The sequence below is a fragment of the Streptosporangium sp. NPDC049376 genome (assembly GCF_044466505.1).
In the GTDB taxonomy this organism is placed as follows: Bacteria; Actinomycetota; Actinomycetes; order Streptosporangiales; family Streptosporangiaceae; genus Streptosporangium.
In genome coordinates this window covers 1-15879 of sequence record NZ_JBITMT010000029.1, presented here as the reverse complement: position 1 = coordinate 15879, position 15879 = coordinate 1, and the positions used below count along the sequence as shown (strand labels likewise).

21 protein-coding genes are annotated in these 15879 nt (G+C 68.0%); 14 read left to right on the top strand and 7 right to left on the bottom strand.

Features of this window, described 5'->3' with window-relative positions; genetic code table 11:
- Positions 1-21: 21 nt before the first annotated feature.
- Entirely contained in the window at positions 22-789 is a 768-nt protein-coding gene (locus tag ACIBVQ_RS37440) for a TetR/AcrR family transcriptional regulator (protein WP_352014760.1), read from the bottom strand.
- A 109-nt stretch (positions 790-898) separates the two neighbouring features.
- Between ACIBVQ_RS37440 and ACIBVQ_RS37435 the strand changes: the two genes are divergently transcribed.
- Both ACIBVQ_RS37435 and ACIBVQ_RS37430 read left to right on the top strand, forming a co-directional pair.
- The gene (locus ACIBVQ_RS37435; RefSeq protein WP_386188894.1) at positions 899-1573 is read left to right on the top strand and encodes a hypothetical protein; all 675 of its coding nucleotides are present in this window, start codon (positions 899-901) and stop codon (positions 1571-1573) included.
- Between the two features lie 101 nt (positions 1574-1674).
- Complete coding sequence (locus tag ACIBVQ_RS37430; RefSeq protein ID WP_399183481.1) at positions 1675-2295, top strand: DUF6461 domain-containing protein; 621 nt, start codon at positions 1675-1677, stop codon at positions 2293-2295.
- 66 nt (positions 2296-2361) lie between these two features.
- On the opposite strand, the gene ACIBVQ_RS37425 is transcribed toward ACIBVQ_RS37430, so the two are convergent.
- Both ACIBVQ_RS37425 and ACIBVQ_RS37420 read right to left on the bottom strand, forming a co-directional pair.
- A complete protein-coding gene (locus ACIBVQ_RS37425; RefSeq protein WP_399183479.1) occupies positions 2362-3363 on the bottom strand; it encodes an ABC transporter substrate-binding protein in 1002 nt (333 codons plus the stop codon).
- A gap of 182 nt (positions 3364-3545) precedes the next feature.
- Positions 3546-4355, bottom strand: coding sequence for a UTRA domain-containing protein (locus tag ACIBVQ_RS37420; RefSeq protein ID WP_399183477.1), 810 nt, complete (start codon positions 4353-4355; stop codon positions 3546-3548).
- Between the two features lie 1130 nt (positions 4356-5485).
- On the opposite strand from ACIBVQ_RS37420, the gene ACIBVQ_RS37415 reads away from it, so the two are divergent.
- From ACIBVQ_RS37415 to ACIBVQ_RS37365, 11 genes are all read left to right on the top strand, one after another.
- Entirely contained in the window at positions 5486-5704 is a 219-nt protein-coding gene (locus ACIBVQ_RS37415) for a hypothetical protein (protein ID WP_399183475.1), read from the top strand.
- Positions 5701-6117, top strand: coding sequence for a hypothetical protein (locus ACIBVQ_RS37410; protein WP_399183473.1), 417 nt, complete (start codon positions 5701-5703; stop codon positions 6115-6117). The genes ACIBVQ_RS37415 and ACIBVQ_RS37410 overlap by 4 nt, the downstream gene beginning before the upstream one ends.
- Positions 6114-6470: a hypothetical protein gene (locus tag ACIBVQ_RS37405; RefSeq protein ID WP_399183471.1), complete on the top strand. Its 357-nt coding sequence runs from the start codon at positions 6114-6116 to the stop codon at positions 6468-6470. Before ACIBVQ_RS37410 ends, ACIBVQ_RS37405 begins: the two co-directional genes overlap by 4 nt.
- 357 nt (positions 6471-6827) lie before the next feature.
- Positions 6828-7061 (top strand): hypothetical protein, encoded by a 234-nt coding sequence (locus ACIBVQ_RS37400; protein ID WP_399183469.1) that lies wholly within the window; start codon positions 6828-6830, stop codon positions 7059-7061.
- An 18-nt stretch (positions 7062-7079) separates the two neighbouring features.
- On the top strand, positions 7080-7304 hold the full coding sequence (locus tag ACIBVQ_RS37395) for a BldC family transcriptional regulator (RefSeq protein ID WP_399181432.1): 225 nt from the start codon (positions 7080-7082) through the stop codon (positions 7302-7304).
- Between the two features lie 471 nt (positions 7305-7775).
- Positions 7776-8627 (top strand): dihydropteroate synthase, encoded by an 852-nt coding sequence (gene folP / locus ACIBVQ_RS37390; RefSeq protein ID WP_352014135.1) that lies wholly within the window; start codon positions 7776-7778, stop codon positions 8625-8627.
- On the top strand, positions 8624-9061 hold the full coding sequence (locus ACIBVQ_RS37385; protein WP_352014134.1) for a nuclear transport factor 2 family protein: 438 nt from the start codon (positions 8624-8626) through the stop codon (positions 9059-9061). The genes folP and ACIBVQ_RS37385 overlap by 4 nt, the downstream gene beginning before the upstream one ends.
- On the top strand, positions 9058-9420 hold the full coding sequence (folB, locus tag ACIBVQ_RS37380; RefSeq protein WP_399183467.1) for a dihydroneopterin aldolase: 363 nt from the start codon (positions 9058-9060) through the stop codon (positions 9418-9420). The genes ACIBVQ_RS37385 and folB overlap by 4 nt, the downstream gene beginning before the upstream one ends.
- The gene (gene folK / locus ACIBVQ_RS37375; RefSeq protein ID WP_352014132.1) at positions 9417-9914 is read left to right on the top strand and encodes a 2-amino-4-hydroxy-6-hydroxymethyldihydropteridine diphosphokinase; all 498 of its coding nucleotides are present in this window, start codon (positions 9417-9419) and stop codon (positions 9912-9914) included. The genes folB and folK overlap by 4 nt, the downstream gene beginning before the upstream one ends.
- Entirely contained in the window at positions 9911-10360 is a 450-nt protein-coding gene (locus ACIBVQ_RS37370; RefSeq protein ID WP_399183464.1) for a DUF3180 domain-containing protein, read from the top strand. The genes folK and ACIBVQ_RS37370 overlap by 4 nt, the downstream gene beginning before the upstream one ends.
- 450 nt (positions 10361-10810) lie before the next feature.
- Positions 10811-11440 carry a hypothetical protein gene (locus ACIBVQ_RS37365; protein ID WP_399183462.1) on the top strand — a complete coding sequence of 210 codons (630 nt, stop codon included), beginning with the start codon at positions 10811-10813 and terminating at the stop codon, positions 11438-11440.
- A 73-nt stretch (positions 11441-11513) separates the two neighbouring features.
- Here the strand turns inward: ACIBVQ_RS37365 and ACIBVQ_RS37360 are convergent, their stop codons facing one another.
- Entirely contained in the window at positions 11514-12431 is a 918-nt protein-coding gene (locus ACIBVQ_RS37360; RefSeq protein ID WP_399183460.1) for a hypothetical protein, read from the bottom strand.
- Positions 12432-12824: 393 nt separating this feature from the next.
- Here ACIBVQ_RS37360 and ACIBVQ_RS37355 point away from each other — a divergent pair, with 393 nt between their 5' ends.
- Positions 12825-13259 (top strand): NUDIX domain-containing protein, encoded by a 435-nt coding sequence (locus tag ACIBVQ_RS37355; RefSeq protein ID WP_399183458.1) that lies wholly within the window; start codon positions 12825-12827, stop codon positions 13257-13259.
- Here ACIBVQ_RS37355 and ACIBVQ_RS37350 read toward each other — a convergent pair whose 3' ends face one another.
- The 3 genes from ACIBVQ_RS37350 to ACIBVQ_RS37340 all read right to left on the bottom strand — a co-directional run bounded on the left by ACIBVQ_RS37350 (position 13260) and on the right by ACIBVQ_RS37340 (position 15519).
- Positions 13260-13733: a diadenosine tetraphosphate hydrolase gene (locus ACIBVQ_RS37350; protein WP_399183456.1), complete on the bottom strand. Its 474-nt coding sequence runs from the start codon at positions 13731-13733 to the stop codon at positions 13260-13262. It lies immediately after the preceding gene.
- Between the two features lie 151 nt (positions 13734-13884).
- Positions 13885-14175 carry an antibiotic biosynthesis monooxygenase gene (locus ACIBVQ_RS37345; protein WP_352014126.1) on the bottom strand — a complete coding sequence of 97 codons (291 nt, stop codon included), beginning with the start codon at positions 14173-14175 and terminating at the stop codon, positions 13885-13887.
- Between the two features lie 147 nt (positions 14176-14322).
- Positions 14323-15519, bottom strand: a complete 1197-nt coding sequence (locus ACIBVQ_RS37340) for an MFS transporter (RefSeq protein ID WP_399183454.1) — start codon at positions 15517-15519, stop codon at positions 14323-14325.
- Positions 15520-15879 lie beyond the last annotated feature (360 nt).

Genomic DNA, 15879 nt, shown 5'->3' with positions numbered 1-15879 from the left:
AGGCCGGCCGTGACGGCATTCTCATCGCCGCACGTATGCCTCGATGCCGTCGAGAATCCTCGCGAGACCGAACTCGAAGCCGTCGAGCGGGGGTTCGTCGGAGAGGAACATCGGGTCCTCCATCGCGTCCGCGACGGCGTTCAGGTCGCGGGAGCGGAGCTGGCCGTCCAGGAAGACGCGGACCGCGCGCACCGCCCGTTGCTGGTCGGGGTTCGCCCGGCGCAACGCGGCCGGTGTCGGGGTGTTGCGCCGCAGGTTGGCACCGTACCGGGCGTGGCTGTCGAGGAGATACGCGCAGTTCAGCGTCTGCTGCGCCGCCATGCCGGTCGATCCGAGCACGGTGATCAGCGCGTTCAGCCAGGCCGCGTTGTGCGGGGTCAGGGAGACGGTCGTCGGCACGTCCAGCAGCCATGGGCGGGAGATGAAGCGTTCGAACAGCCGGCGTGACCACAGCGCCGCCGCCTCCCGCCAGTCGCCGTCCGGCAACGCGGGCGGGTCGCCCCAGGCGCGGTCGGCCAGGAGCACGATGAGCTCCTCCTTGGAGCTGACGTAGCGGTACAGGGCGTTGGTGGTCACGCCGATCCGGGCGGCCACCTTCGGCAGCGAGGCGGCGGCGATGCCCTCCTCGTCGGCCAGCTCCGTCGCCACCGCGATGATCTTCTCGACGCTGTGCGCCGGTTTGGGGCCGCGCCGTCCCCCGGTGTCGACCACGCCCCAGGCCGCGGCCAGGCCCGGCGGCAGCGCCTCAAGGTCGGCGGGTACGGGGTCGTGACTCTTGCGTGGGGTCATGGCCTGCGTCCTCTCGAAGATCCAAGAGAAATAGTAGACGGCTTACACAGTTGTTGCTACTGTGCATGCCATGAACACTTCATGGCATGCACAGATTCAGTTCCCGTCTGTGGCGCGCCGCTGGATCGGCCTGGCCGCGGTCCTCGGCGCCGTTTTCGCGATGGCCGAACTCCCCCTGTACTTCGTGGTCCCCACCTGTGACCCCCCGGCCTGCGGTGTCGAGACCGGCAGCCTCATGCCGGACTGGCTGATCCTCACCCGTACGCTCTTCAACTTCCTCGCCCTCACGCTGTTCCTGGTGTTCATGGCCGGCGTCCGGCCCCTGATCGCGCAGGCCGACGCCCGGTTCGAATGGTTCGGCGCGGTCGCCGGTACGGCGGGCGTGACGTGGACGATCGTCGACATGGTCGCCAAGGGGATCGAGGGCAGCAGCGCCATCAAGGCCGTCGAGGAGATCGACCCGACCCGCACCGTGCCCACCTACCTGCTCTACGGCTCCATCACCCATCTGATGCTGGTCGTCTTCGGCGTCGCCTTCGGATACGCGGTGCTGCGTTCCCGCGCCCTTCCCGGCTGGGTCGGCTGGTCGTCGTTCGCCATCGCCGCCCTGCACCTGGCCGGGGTGCCGTCGATGTTCTTCGGCTTCAACTCCGACGAGTTCTACGCCTCCAACGGCTGGGGCGCGGTCGCGATGTTCAACGGCATCGCCGCCACCTGGCTGGCGGCCGTGGGCGTCGCGACGCTGAGGAGGAGGACTCCGCGGAGACTGGCCGCCCACGCCTAGGCACCACACGAGTGGCGAGCCCACGGGGGCCTCGCCACTCGTTCTGTCATCTCAGGAACGATCAATCACGTTGTGTCGGTGGGCGCTGCGAGTCTGGTGGGATGATCACGACTCCTGGCGACCACTCCTGGTTCTCCCAGCGCTTCCCCGACCTGGCGGACGCCTACTGCTTCACCTACGTCCATGGCCTGACGCCCGAGGAACTGATGGCCCGGCTCGGCGCCCGGGTTGAGAACTGCTCTCGCATAACACTTGATGAGCTGATCCGGCGGCAGACCTTCGGCGCCGCCTCCGTTGGAGACTGGGTGCTCCTCGTCGAGGCCAACAGTGGGCTTGGCGTCACCGAAGAGGTCATCGTGCCGCTGTCGGCGGGCACCCGTCTTGTCTCCCACTTCTACCTCGAAATCGAGGGCATGGACTACTTCCACTGGATCGACGACGGAAAGATCCGGTTCGAGTTTCTGCACCAGGAGGGCTATTCCCACTGGATCAAAGACGGGAAGGTCCAGCTTGAGTTCCCGCCCCAGGAAGGCTACTCGGAGGAGATGCCGGACGAACTCGCAGAAGTCATGGAACGGGTCGACTCCCCCGTCTATCCGATCGCCGACCCCCACGCAGGACCGGCGTTCCTCCTGGCCGAACGCCTCACCGGGATCACGATGACGCCGCAACTGCTGGAGGAGTCCACCTATCTGTGGGGAGGCATTTCCAGATCGAGGTGAGCGGAACCCGCCTTCACGGTCCCGTGAATTGGCTGTGGTTGACGACGGCCAGGCTGGGGTGCTGGTTCAGAGGGGGTTTGGGCCGGTTTGGCCCCATTTGATGAGGGCTGGTTGGTGGCCGTGTTGGGTGCCGGTGTGGGGGTCGATTTTGAAGGCGCCGAACAGGGTGGTGGTCTCCAGGTCGGCGGCGGCCTGCCATAGAGCGGTGCGTGAGGGGCTTCCGGCGGTTGTGGCGCAGTGGGTGGCGATGGTCGCGGCGGCCACGGCCTGGACGGCGGGGTAGTCGGGGAGTACTCCGGTGCGGTCGTGGTAGGCGGTCAGGAAGGTGGGTTCGTCCATGCCGAGGCGGGGTGTGGGTGTGGTGCCGGGGAACCACTGCCCGATGCCGTAGGTCCCTTGGGGGTTGTCGAGGGCCTGGCCGAACTCGTGGACGCCCGCCGCGACCGCGCACACCACCTGGGGTGGTACGGGCAGTGCCCTGGCGCGTTCGATGGTTTCGATGTCTTCTTCGAAGGCTCCGGCGCACAGCAGCGCCCACGGTTGGGTCGTGGTCGCGTTGGCCAGGTCGTCTGAGGGGGCGAGCCGTACGGTGGGCAGGCCCAGGGTGTGGGCGGTGGTTTCGGCGCCGTCGCTGACCTGTCGGCCGAAGCTGCCCTTGCCGGTGGCGATCCACAGGGGCAGGGGTGTGGTGGTGGCCAGGTGGTGCAGGAAGGGGGTGGCGTATTGGCTGGTGGGGGTGAGGATCGAGACGAGGTGGCCGGGGTGGGAGGCTTCGACGTCGTCGCCGGATCCGCCGTGGTTCCACAGGAGGCGGTCGTGGTCGGCGGCCAGGTGGGCGGCGGTGCGGGTCAGGTGGGTGGAGTAGGGGCCGAGCAGGAGGTCGCACCGGTTGGTCAGGTCGCGGAACCCCGCCCGTAGGACCGCGGGGTCGCTGTGGTCGTCCTGGATGAGGAGGTTCAGGGCGGGGTTGGCGGTGTGCCAGATCTCCAGGCCGAGTCGGGCTTGGCGTCCGAAGCGGGCGTGTTTGCCGGACAGCGATAGGAAAGCGCCGAGGGTGAGGGTTGTCACCGCATTTTCACCTCGTATCGGAACTCGTGACTGTCTGCGGCTGGACTTCCAGAGACCCATAGGCGTGACCGTTTGGCGGTGTTGAGAGGCCCCTCCGCATTGCGGCGAACACGGAGGAGCGGTTTTGGCTCCTGTTTATGGTGTTGTTCGGCCGCCGTAATGGTCTGGCGATGGATGGATGCTCAGAAGTGGTCGAATCCGGCTACTTGTCCGATGACGAACACGTGTCTGCTGGCCGCGCAGACAGTTTCCAATGCGTGGATGGGGATGTCGTCGGTGCTGATGCTGATCCGGAGTACCTGTACCACCCATTCGCCGGGTACTTCCAGCAGGTCGGCTTCGTACGGTGTCGGTGGCCGGGAGGTCAGTGTCTCGGTGGCGTGGCTGAAGCGGTGACCGAGGTCTTCGATCGCGGCCTGGAGGGTGGGCAGCACGAATTCCTGCTTGTCCAGCCTGGTGTCCTGGGCGACGTCGAGGCGGAAGTAGCTGGTGGAGATCCGTACGGGCACGTCGTTGGCCCAGAACATCTTGCGGCGGGCGATCACGGTGTCGCCGGGTGCGACGTGTAGGGCGACGGCCACGTGTTCGCTGGCCGGCTCGGGGCCGATGAAGAGCATCTTGCGCTCTGGTTTGAGCCCCTGGCTGGCGGCTTCGGTGAGGTAGAGGGATTTCGAGCCGCGTACCGCCGGTGGTGTGGGGATCGCCCGCTCCACGATGACGCGCGGGCGTGGCTCGATGAGTCCTGTCGGAGCCTGGTGGGATGGGGCTCCGGCTTTCTTCATCTGGCTCACCCTTCCCGGGGTCACTCCCAGGTGGCGGGCGATGTCGTCCTGTTTCATGCCGGACTCCTGGGCCTCGATGATCGCGGCGCGGCGGATTCGGGAGAGTTCTACGGATTGGCCTTGCAGCGTTGCCATAGCGGCGGATGCGGCGCGCGCACGGTCAAGTGGGTCGGAAATGGCTGCGATGTCATGCAGCGTCCTGGCATCCAAGGTATCGGTCCTTCACATCGCGTCCACTCGAAATTTAGCCCCCCTATTGCGTCCCTGTCGACGGCGGGCTATCGTCCGAGCACATGGACTTTAGCCCCCATAAACAAGAGGGCATTAAGACCATAACGGACAAATGCGAGTGGATTGGTGGCGGTCACGTCGTCCAGTCTGTCGCACTCGCGAGTGATACGCCGCGCGGCCGAGGACTTGGCGGTCACCGGCCGCGCGGTCACAGCTTCGACATGAGATCGGCCCCGGAATCGCGGTGAGGCAACACCGGCCGGGGCCTTGATCAGGAAGGCACTCCTGACGTGAGCAAGACTAGTGCTCCGGGTTTCGGCCCGGACACGTCGATCCGGGACGGCTGTGGCTGCTTCGCCGGTGCCGTACCCCTGCCCATGGGATGCGCTCGCTGCGGCCATTCCCCCTACGCCCACGGATGTCCGCACCAGGACGAGCACGAGTATGTGCAGCCGTCCGGGCTGCTGATGAACGCCCGTCTTCAGGCCCGTCGTGCGTACGGCCCGCAGGTTCTTCCCTCGCCTCGGCCTCCGGTGGAGGTGGCGCCCGCCGAGGTGATTCCGCTGGTACCTGCTCAGCGTCGTCCCGATCCTGAGCCGGTGGCGCCTGCGATGGCTCCGGCCGCGAACGCCGTGCCGAATGGTCCTGTGGGGGCGGTCGTGCCTGGTCAGGGTCGGTCTGCTCCTGGAGTGGAAGCGCCCGCGCCGGTCCCGGCCGCTGTACCGGATGGTGTCGTGGAGCCGGTTCCTGCGGATGACCCGGTTCCGGCTCTGGAGCCCACGCCTGTCGCGTCGGTGCGGCCTGTCCGGCCGCCGTTGCCCAGGTGGGTTCGGCGTCCGTTCCCCCGGGTTCCTCGATCCGGGATCACCTGGACGAGGGCGCGCCAGCCCAACCGCCATGGTGTACGGCCTGCGAGCGGCGGGCCATACCGGCGTGGAGACCGATGTCGCGTTCCCCATGCTCGTACGGCCTGTCGGCCTGGTGCTCGCGGTCCTCGGTCTTCGGCTGTGCCGTACGGCGCGCGGCTTCTTTCTTGTCCCGCAGGGCAGGCCCGTCTGGCGAACACCCGTGCCAGGCATGCCTCTGGTCGGATCACGGAGGTCCAGATCATGCACGACATCCCCACGGCTCCGGTGATCCCGGGCTGGCGGTTGATCATCAGTGACGCGGGCCGGTTCTGGGCCTTCCGCACCCACCTCTTTCCCCGCATCGCCGTACGGGCCGGGGCGCAGTCGGCTGTGGACGCCGACACCTTCGAGGAGGTCCGGGCGGCTGTGGCCGAGCAGGAGAGGACCGCCCGCGACGCCGTCGCGGGGGTGACCCCGTGACCGGACGGCACAGGGACGGCCTGCCGTACGCGCCGGTGTACAGGCGGGTGTGGGACGGCCCGGCGCGGGCGGAGGCCGAGCGGATCGACCAGGCCTGGGCGGACTGGACGGTGCTCTACAGCCTGGGACGACGCTGTTTCTACGCGGTGGCCGCCTGGGACGGTCCCCGGCCGGTGATCGTGGAGGATCCCACCTCCGAGGGGTTGGAGGAGCGGATGCGGGAGGCCGAGATGATCCGAGCCATCCGGCTCTCGCCGCAGTCCTCCCCGGCGCCGGTTCGGCGTAGGAGGGGCGGTACCGGCCGTCCGCCTTCCGGGGCGCGGAACGGGGAGGTCGGCGGGGAGCGGGGTTCGCCGGGTGAGGAGACGGTGTCCGTCGGGGTACGGCCTTCGCCGGGTGGGAGGGCGGCATGACGTCGGGTGTCGCGCGGCGGAGTTGCGACGCCGTGCAGCGGGTCCACTCCGGATGGCTGGTCTTCCACAACTCGGCGACCGGGCTGTGGAGCGCCTACCGTCGCGTTCTTCCCGGCAGGCCGGATCCCGGGGACACGCCGCTGGTGCGGGCCGGGTCGGCTGAGGAACTGGACCGCAAACTGGCCGCCCAGGCGTCTCCGACGGTGCCGCCGAGCATCCGGGCCGTCGCCGTCGCCCGCGCTCTGCAGACCGCCCGGGATAGGCAGTCGGCCCGGACCTCCCCGGCTATATGCCCTGGTCAGGCCGCCACGCCCGGCCGACCTACGGTGTTGCGCAGGTTGCTGCGCTCTTGAGCCGGTACGGCGGGCGGTGGAACGTCATCCCACCCGTCGCTCGCCGTACCTCATAAGCGTGCGGCTCAGGTGGGAGGGACCTGGGCCGCACATCTTCGCAAGGCGGCTTCCACGCACGTTCTGAGCGTGTTGGGGAAGGGGAGTCGTCCGGCGCACCGGCCCCGAGTGTGTGGGGCCGGTCCTCCTCCAGGGTGCCTGGCCGTCGTGCTCCCCGGCTCGGGGCCGGGCACCCGCCCCCTCGAAGGGCCTTATGACTTGAAGGGCCTTACGACCGCCCTCATGACCTGCACGAAGAAAGGTCCAGTGCCCCCGGCCTGCGGTCCGGGTTTCTTGTCCGCCCTCTGAACCAGGACGACCATGACCGAGTACGAACGCCGGTTGATCGACCTGCTCATCAGCGCCCACCCCGCCTGGCGCTACGAACATCTCCACCTGCCCGGCCTGCCCCGATGGTGGGCCATCCGCTACAAGCCGCTCCGGCCTGACCAACGCGTGGCCGGAGCCCGGGACATGCTCGGCCGAACCACCCTCCACCGCCTCGCCGACGCCCTGGCCCACCACGACGAAATCCTCCACCGCACCCGCCCCTGACCCCTTTTGGAGCCTCCCGTGTCCCCACTCAAGGCCGTCGCCCCGGACGGCACCTTCACCACCGGAGCCGGCACCACCGAACGCCTCCTCACCCCCGGCGAAGTGGCCCGCATCTTCGGCGTCGACCCCAAGACCGTGAACCGCTGGGCCCTCACCGGCCGCATCCCCTCGGTGAGAACCCCCAGCAACCAACGCCGCTACCGAGAAACCGACATCAACGCCCTCCTCAACACCACACCTTGATCGTCATTGGATGGTGGCGGATCAATCCCCGCGTGCGCGGGGATGGTCCCGCGGGTCGTGGTGACGGCCGCGGGGGGCGTCTGTGCTCCCCGCGCACGCGGGGATGGTCCCCCGCAAGGAACACGGTGAGTCGCCCTACCGGAGGGCTCCCTGCGCAAACGGGGCTACCCCACGGGAGATCTGGGGAAGTTCACAAGGTTTTCCAGCGGTTCGTCGGGATCAACAGCATCTGTTTCGGAGCCCAAGGAAGGGGTGCGGGAAAGGAGGACGAGGCGGGGGAGGGAAGGCTAGTCTCTGATCGTGCTCGGGCTGATATCGCCAGACTTGCCAAGGTCCAGCCTGCTCCAGCCCCTCCAGTCCGGACACTTCGCACCTTGTGCCACCCGTCGCACACCGGGCGGGATCCCTTGGTATGACACAAGCCGGACCCGCGATATGGGCGAAGGGCGGACAACGCCTAGGCTTGTCCGCATGACTACGTGGAGTGTGCCGGGGCTGCCCAGCGAGGGCCGCTGCCTGGTGATGGGCGTGGTCAACGTCACCCCTGATTCCTTCTCCGACGGAGGACAGTGGTTCGACGTGGCGACGGCCGTACGGCATGGGCTTGAGCTGGTCGAACAGGGTGCGGACATCGTCGATGTCGGCGGCGAGTCCACCAGGCCCGGTGCGGCCAGGGTCTCGCTCGCCGAGGAGCTGGCCAGGGTCGAACCGGTCATCAGGGCGTTGAGCCGAGAAGGCGTCACCGTCAGTGTCGACACCATGCGGGCCGAGGTCGCGCAGGCGGCGGTCAACGCGGGTGCGAAGCTCGTCAACGACGTCAGCGGCGGCCTGGCCGACCCGGAGATGCCGAGAGTGGTGGCCGCCGCCGGCGTGCCGTACGTGGTGATGCACTGGCGCGGCCACAGCCACTCGATGGACAGCCGGGCGATCTACGGTGATGTTGTGACCGAGGTTCGCGAGGAGCTGTCGAAGCGGGTCGCCTCCGTGCTCGCCGAAGGGGTCGCGGAGAGTCAGATCGTGCTCGACCCCGGGATCGGCTTCTCGAAGAACTCCGACCACAACTGGGCCGTGCTCGCGGGCATCGACCACCTCGCCGAGCTGGGATACCCCCTGCTCATCGGAGCATCACGCAAGCGTTTTCTCGGCCGTCTGCTGGCCGACCAGGACGGTACCCCCCGACCCTTCGGCCAGAGCGACGACGCCACGATCGCCGTGACCGCCCTCGCCGCGCAGGCGGGGGCCTGGTGCGTTCGAGTGCACGACGTACGCCCGAACGCGGACGCCGTCCGCGTGGCCGCAGCAGTTCAGAGAGCGAGATCATGAGCGTCGACACCACCGCCGTCGAGACGGTCAACCAGGCGTTCTACACCGCGATCGAGAACGCCGACCTCGACCGCATGACCGAGATCTGGGCCGAGGACCTCGAAGGTGACCAGGTGAGCTGCGTGCACCCGGGGTGGCCGATCATCAACGGCCGCCAGGAGGTGCTGCGCTCCTGGGCGCTCATCATGGCCAACACGCCCTACATCCAGTTCGTGCTGACCGACGTCCGCGTCATGGTGCTCGGGGACGTGGCGATCCTCACCTGTGAGGAGAACATCCTCACCGCGGGCGACGAGGGTGATTCCAGCTTCGCGGCGGGAAAGGTCGTGGCGAGCAACACCTTCGTCAGGACCTCCGGTGGATGGCGGCTCTGGCTGCACCACGGATCTCCCGTTCTGCAAACCGACGACGACGAGGAGGAGGAAGCCGCGTGACGGACCGGATCAGCGTCAGGGGCCTGAGGGCGCGGGGGCGCCACGGCGTGCTGGCCGCCGAGCGGGAGCTCGGCCAGGAGTTCGTGGTGGACGTCACGCTCCTCCTCGACACCGCCCCGGCCGCCGAGGGCGACGACCTCGACAAGACCGTCGACTACGGAGAGCTCGCCCAGGACCTGGTCAAGGTCGTCGAGGGTGAGCCGGTGAACCTGATCGAGACGCTGGCCCAGCGCCTGGCGGACGTCTGCCTGGCCCGTGAGGCGGTTCAGTCGGCCGAGGTGAGTGTGCACAAACCCGCCGCACCCATCCCGCTGCCGTTCGACGACGTGGTCGTGACGATCATCAGGAGCAGATCATGAAGATCGTGCTGGCCCTCGGCAGTAACCTGGGCGACCGGTTCGACACGCTGCAGGGCGCGCTCGACTCGCTGTTCGACTCCTCGGAGCTGGAGTTCGTCGCGGTCTCCCCGGTCTACGAGACGGACCCGGTCGGGGGGCCCGAGCAGGGGCCGTACCTCAACGTGGTGGTCATCGCCTCCAGCACCCTGGAACCCAGGGCACTCCTCGAACGTGCTCTGAACGTGGAGAACGTCTTCGGCAGGGTCCGCGCCGAACGCTGGGGCCCGCGCACCCTGGACGTCGATCTGATCGCGGTCGGCGACCTGACCTCCGACACCCCCGAGCTGACGCTGCCACACCCCAGGGCGCACGAGCGCGCCTTCGTGCTGGTCCCCTGGGCCCAGATCGACCCGGACGCCGTACTCGGCGGGCGTGGGATCACGGAGTTGCTCGCCGACCTGGATCAGACCTCTGTACGGCTTCGCCCAGACCTGACCCTCCAGAGGCCGGAGTGAGGCCGAGCCGTCCCGGGGTGCTCGTCGGTGTTCTCGTCGTGTGCGCCATCGTGTCGTGGGCGTTGCTGAGGCCGTTCTACTCGATCCTGCCGAGGGTGCCGTGGACGGCGATCCCCACGGTTTTGCTGCTGGCGATCGGTGAGGCCTACAGCGGGTGGATGACCCGGGCGAGGATCGAACGGAAGCCGGACACCAAGCCCGTCGAACCGCTCGCGGTCGCCCGCCTCGCGGCACTGGCCAAGGCGTCGGCGTACGCGGGGGCGGTCTTCGGGGGCATGTTCGCCGGGTTCACCCTCTACACCGCCGAACTCCTTGAGCAGGAGATCCCCCGCCAGGACTTCATGATCGCGGGCGGCTCGTTCATCTCGTGCGTCCTCCTGATCGGCGCCGCCCTCTACCTCGAACACTGCTGCAAGGTACCCAAGGACTCCGAAGAGGAGCGGTGACTCTTTGCGACGCCTGCGGCGTCGCGGGTTGTGTCCTTTTGCGACGCCTGGCGGCGTCGCGGGCTTGGGCGCTTCGGGTCGGTGCTTTCCCTCGTCTCTGCGTCGCTGCGCTCCTGCGTTCCTCAGTCCAAGCACCGACGCGCCCAAGTTGTGTTTCTTTGCGCCGCCTGGCGGCGTCGCGGGCTTGGGCACCTCGGGTCGGTGCTTTCCCTCGTCACTGCGTCGCTGCGCTCCTGCGTTCCTCAGTCCAAGCACCGACGCGCCCAAGCCGACACTCCTCACACTTGGGGCCGGGAAAGCACAAGGCATATCTCTTTGCTTCGCCTGGTAGCGCGCAAAGGGGCAGGCGCAGGGGGGGTAGTCCCTACCCGTGATCTTCATGCTGGCCGCAGGGACACGGCGGCGCCCGGATGATCCACTGTTGCCCTCCGGCGAGAAGGGAAACGGGAGATGGAGCAGTGTGATCGGCGGGCTGCGATCGGAGCGGCGGCCGCGCTGTTGGTGGGTGGCACGACCGTGATGGCGGGCAGCGGAACCGCCCAGGCGGAGACCTCCGGGGAGCAGGCCAGGAAGTCGTTCCGGGTGGTGGACCGCCGGGGCCGGCAGCGTTTCCTGGTGAGTTCGAGCAAACCCCCGATCATCAGCGGAGGTAGGACGTATCCCGCCGACCAGCGCCAGGGACCAGAAGGCACCTACCTGATCTTCAATGACGGCGACGGCAACGAGAAAGGAGGAATCGTCTCCTCCTCCGTCGGGGCCAGCATCTCGCTCGACTACACCAACGCGCAGGCGATCACGTTGGCCACCCGCTGGGAGGGCGTTCACGGCGCGGCGATGCTGGAGATGAAGCACATGCCCGATCCGGCGCTCCCGATCGACCGGGTGCCCGCCATGCCGCCTCGCGTCCAGCTCGGCTACAGCACCCCGGAAGGGGCTTTCCTGGTGCTCAGCGACTCGCGAGGACGCCCGAGGATCGTGCTGGAGATCGACGGCGACGACAACCCGATGATCAAGGTGCTGGACTCCGAGGGCAAGATGGTCGGCCGGCTTCCCGAAACGCCGGACGGGCAGGGCACGTAGCCGTCGTCCAAGATCGCTGATCCAAGCCGGACGTTCGGCTGGGCGTCTCGCCATGTGGCGGCCGTGTGTTGTCTCACCAGGGGCTCTTGCCGGTGGGAGGCGGGTTGACGGTGTCGCTGCCCCAGGACAGGCGTTGGTCGACGGGGATTTCCATGATCTCCAGTTCCTCGTCGGCCAGCAGGGCCGCGACGCACTCCGGACTGCCGCCGATGTAGGTGGTCATCAGGTCAACGTCGGTGGCGACGCACCAGGCCCGGTCCTGCGGCCACCACAGGCTGGCGTACCGACCCGACCATGGGATGTCGGAGAACGAGGTGGTCGCGGCCCGCAGCGGACCCTCCAGAAGCAGCATCGACCGCGCGGGCATCTCGACTCTGGGGATCTCCTCGTCCTCCACGGGGAGGTTGAGGTCGCCGAAGCCCTCCCAGACGGCGAACCAGCACCGCTCGGGGGTGGTGGTGCGCGGGGAGAGCAGGTGGACCAGCCGGGCGACCTGCCGCAGCGGCAGTGTTCCCTCCTCGGGCGGATAGCTCCAGATGCCCGGCTGCTCGTCGTTGAAGAAGCTCCATGCACCGGTGATGTACGGCCACTGCATCCCGGGATGCGGGACGCGCCCGTTGGCGAGGGCCACCTTCCTCCAGGAGGTCTCCTGCTCGACGTCACCCACGGTTATGCGCGGCGGATGGAACAGCCGGGCATAGGCCCCGAAGACCGGCGGCAGCATGCACGCCACGATGTTCCAGTCGAAGGGGAGCGTGGCGGAGACGGCCCAGTCGGCGGGCCGTACATCGGTGCACAGGGTCAGCTCACCGAGGGTGAAGGGCTCGTCCTGCCTGTTGGCGACGGCAGGAGGCCTCACGGGCTTGGGCGCGAGCCCAGGCCGGGACTTGATGTGCATCTCCGTCTCTTCGTGATGCCCGCTGGCGTCGATGGGTTTGAGCACCCTGGGCAGACGCCTTTGGTGCTCCGGGTCGGAGCTTTCCTTCGTCATTCCGTCGCCTCTCTCCAAGTTGTGTTTCTTTGCGCCGCCTGGCGGCGTCGCGGGCTTGGGCGCTTCGGGTCGGTGCTTTCCCTCGTCACTGCGTCGCTTCGCTCCTGCGTTCCTCAGTCCAAGCACCGACGCGCCCAAGTTGTGTTTCTTTGCTCCGCCTTCGGCGTCGCGGGCTTGGGCGCCCCGAGTCGGTGCTTTCCCTCGTCACTGCGTCGCTTCGCTCCTGCGTTCCTCAGTCCAAGCACCGACGCGCCCAAGCCGACACTTCTCACACATGGGGCCGGGGCGTTCGGTTGGAACTCTTCATGTTTGGCGTCGGGGTGTTCAAGTTCTTTTTGCCGGTGTCCTTAATCTGGACGTCCCCAATGGTCGTCATTAATGGAGGGGAAATCGGTGACGGACAAGGTCGTGAAAGACAAGGTCCTGTGCTACGTCGTTCGCGACGGGCGGTTGCTGGTCTTCCGGCACATCGGCTGCAGCTATGAGGAGATCGGAATTCAGGTTCCCGCAGGAAGCGTCAGACCGGGGGAGACTCCGGAGGAGGCCGCGCTTCGCGAGGCGCGGGAGGAGACGGGCTTCACCGGGTTCGGGATCGTCAGGAAGCTGGGCGAGGTCGTCTACGACATCAGCCCCTACCGATTCGAGATCCAACACCGCCACGTCTTCCAACTGGAGCTCACCGAGCCCACACCGGAGCGGTGGGCCAGCCAGGAGCTTCACGACGGCGAGCGGGAGCCCACCGATTTCGAGTGCTTCTGGATTCCGCTGGAAGACGCCCACGTCCTCCAGTCCGGCCAGGGCGCCCTGATCAGGGCGCTCTTCGACTGATTAGAGGCGTAGTCGGTCGAGTTCTTCGCTGATCGTTTCTCGCAGGGCAGCGTGTTGCGGGCCGAGGGCGAAGCGGTTGTCGTGCCAGTTGCCGCGGGGGTAGAGCCAGACGGGTTTGCTCACAAGGTCGGCCGGCTCCCAGTCGAACCTTGGCCATACATGAGCGTGCAGGAAGGCGTCGGTATTGCCAAGGATCTCCAGGTTGACCCGGCGAAAGGCTGGGTCGAGACGTCGGCAGGCCCGCTCGACGGCCTCCCCCAGGTCATCCATGTCGGACAGGAAAGCCTGCCGTCTGCCTTTCGGCAGGTCCGACAACCTCTCCACGGCCGGGTCGTCCGCCAGGAGCACCGAGTATCCCGGCAGGAACTGAACATCCCCGATCACTGCGAATCCGGCGTCCAGCCGCCGCAGCACGGTGGGGTTCTCATTCCGCAGAGCGCTTCCGATCCTGTCCGTCTGCCAGTTCTCAGCCATGCCCGGACCCTATGCGGTCACGATCATGCGTTTCCCGAACGCCCGGAATCGCGTTGGTCCGGGATATCTGGGGGCTTTCCCGAAGCCAACGAGTGCGTCGGCCATGGCATGGTGCGGCCTGCCATCCTGTACGGGCACCGGCGCCGAGAAGTCATGTCTCCTGGCGGCCCTCCTCCATGCTGACCAGTTCGTCGATCGCCGCGAAGAAGGCGGCGATTCCCGGAAGGTTCGCGCCCTTGGCACGTGAGGCCGCGAAGTCCTCGGGGGAGCGCCAGTCCACGATGTCCAGCCACTCGTCGTCGGACAGGCGGATCAACCTGGCGCCGAGGAATCCGGCGCGGTCGGCGGCGAAGTCGGTCAGCATCGCGGGCCGTGCGTCGAGCAGCGCCTGGGCGCGGTCGGCGGCGACACGGAAGCGGGTGAGTTCCACGGTGATCGTCATTGTCGTCTTCTCCCCTGGTGAAGCACGTCCGGTGATGACGATCACGCTATAGTAAGGATCATTGATAGTCAAAATCATTGACTAAATTTCTGTGGCGAGGTGACCACACGCCGGGTCCAGGTGCTCCCTCCGGCGGGTGGCCGGGCTTCAGCGAGTCGGCTGAAGAGAGGCCGAAGGGGTTCGCGGGATCAGGAAGGCGCAACAGGCCGTCGCCAGGGCCACCGCGGGAGGGACGAGGAAACCGGCGTGGAAGTTGTCGATCACCACGGCCGTGAGCGCGCCGCCGAGGGCGTAGCCGCCCAGGAGGAACGAGGTGGTCCAGGCGATTCCCTCGGAGAGTCGTGAGGCGGGCACGAGCCGTTCGACCAGGGTGAAACTCGCGATCGTGGCGGGCGCGGCGGCGAACGCCAGCAGCGTCACGGCCACGCCGACCAGGACGACCGCCCCTGAGGGGACGGCCGCCGCGAGGGGCAGGGCGGCGCTGAGGGCGGCCGTCGCCAGGGCGGCGAGCCGTACGAGGCGGCGGGGCGGGAGACCTACGGCGCCGACGAACAGCGCGGCCAGGACCGAGGCGCCCGCGACGGCCCCGAGCACCAGGCCGCTCAGCCCGCGCACGCCCTGTTCCGAGCAGAACGCGACGACCGTGAAGTTGACGCTCCCGGAGAGGAGACCGAGCCCGGCCGTGGTGAGGCAGACCGGGCCGAGCCGCGCCACACCCAGCGGCTCGCGAGTCCGCTGGCCTGGGGGTCTACACGGTGGTTCCGTACGGCGTTGCGCCGCGAACAGCACCGTCCCGGCGAAGCCGGAGCCGATCGCCAGGACGAGCCCGGCCAGCGGGGAGAAGGCGTCGGCCAGGAGGGCGGCCAGCGGCGGGCCGACGACCGCGCAGAGATCCTCGACCAGCGACTCCAGGGCGTAGGCGGCACGAAGCTCGGGCCGGTCCCTGAGTAACGCGCTCCACCTGGCCCGCGCGTAGGCGCCGACCAGCGGGGAGGTGGCGCCGCCCGCCGCCGCGCACAGTTGCGGGAACGGCGAGGGCAGATCCGAGGTGATCGAGAGCACCATCGCGCCCTTGGCGACCAGGTTGACCAGGGTGAGCGGCAGCAGTACGGCCCGCTGCCCGAGCCGGTCGACCAGCCGCGCCTGGAAGGGGCTGACGACGGCGGCGAGGAAGACGTAGGCGGCGGTGACCTGCCCGGCCAACGTGTACGACCCCCGCTCGGCGGACAGCAGCAGGAGCAGGCTCAGCCCCATCATCGAGGCCGGCATCCTGGCCAGCAGCCCCGCCCCGCAGAAGGCGAGCGCTCCGGGCAGGGCCAGGATCGAACGGTACGGCGCCGGCAAAGGCCCTCCCGTTTCATATGGATCTTCGATCCTACGTAGGAACGGGCCTTCCGGTCCGAAGCCGGATCACGGATTCGGGGCGGGGTGACGGTCTCGGGAGTGGGGGTCAGGTCCTGTTTCGACGTCCGGTGTCGTGGTCGCTGAGCGGGTGAGGTCTCCAGCAGCCGTTGACCAACCAAGGGCGATCAGCACCGAAGCCCGCGCCACCCGAGGAAAGCCGACCCGAACTCATCGTCGGTGAGGGGGTTGGGGTTACCGGCCCCAAGTGTGAGGAGTGTCGGCTTGGGCGCGTCGGTGCTTGGACTGAGGAACGCAGGAGCGAAGCGACGGAGTGACGAGGGAAAGCGCCGACTCGGGGCG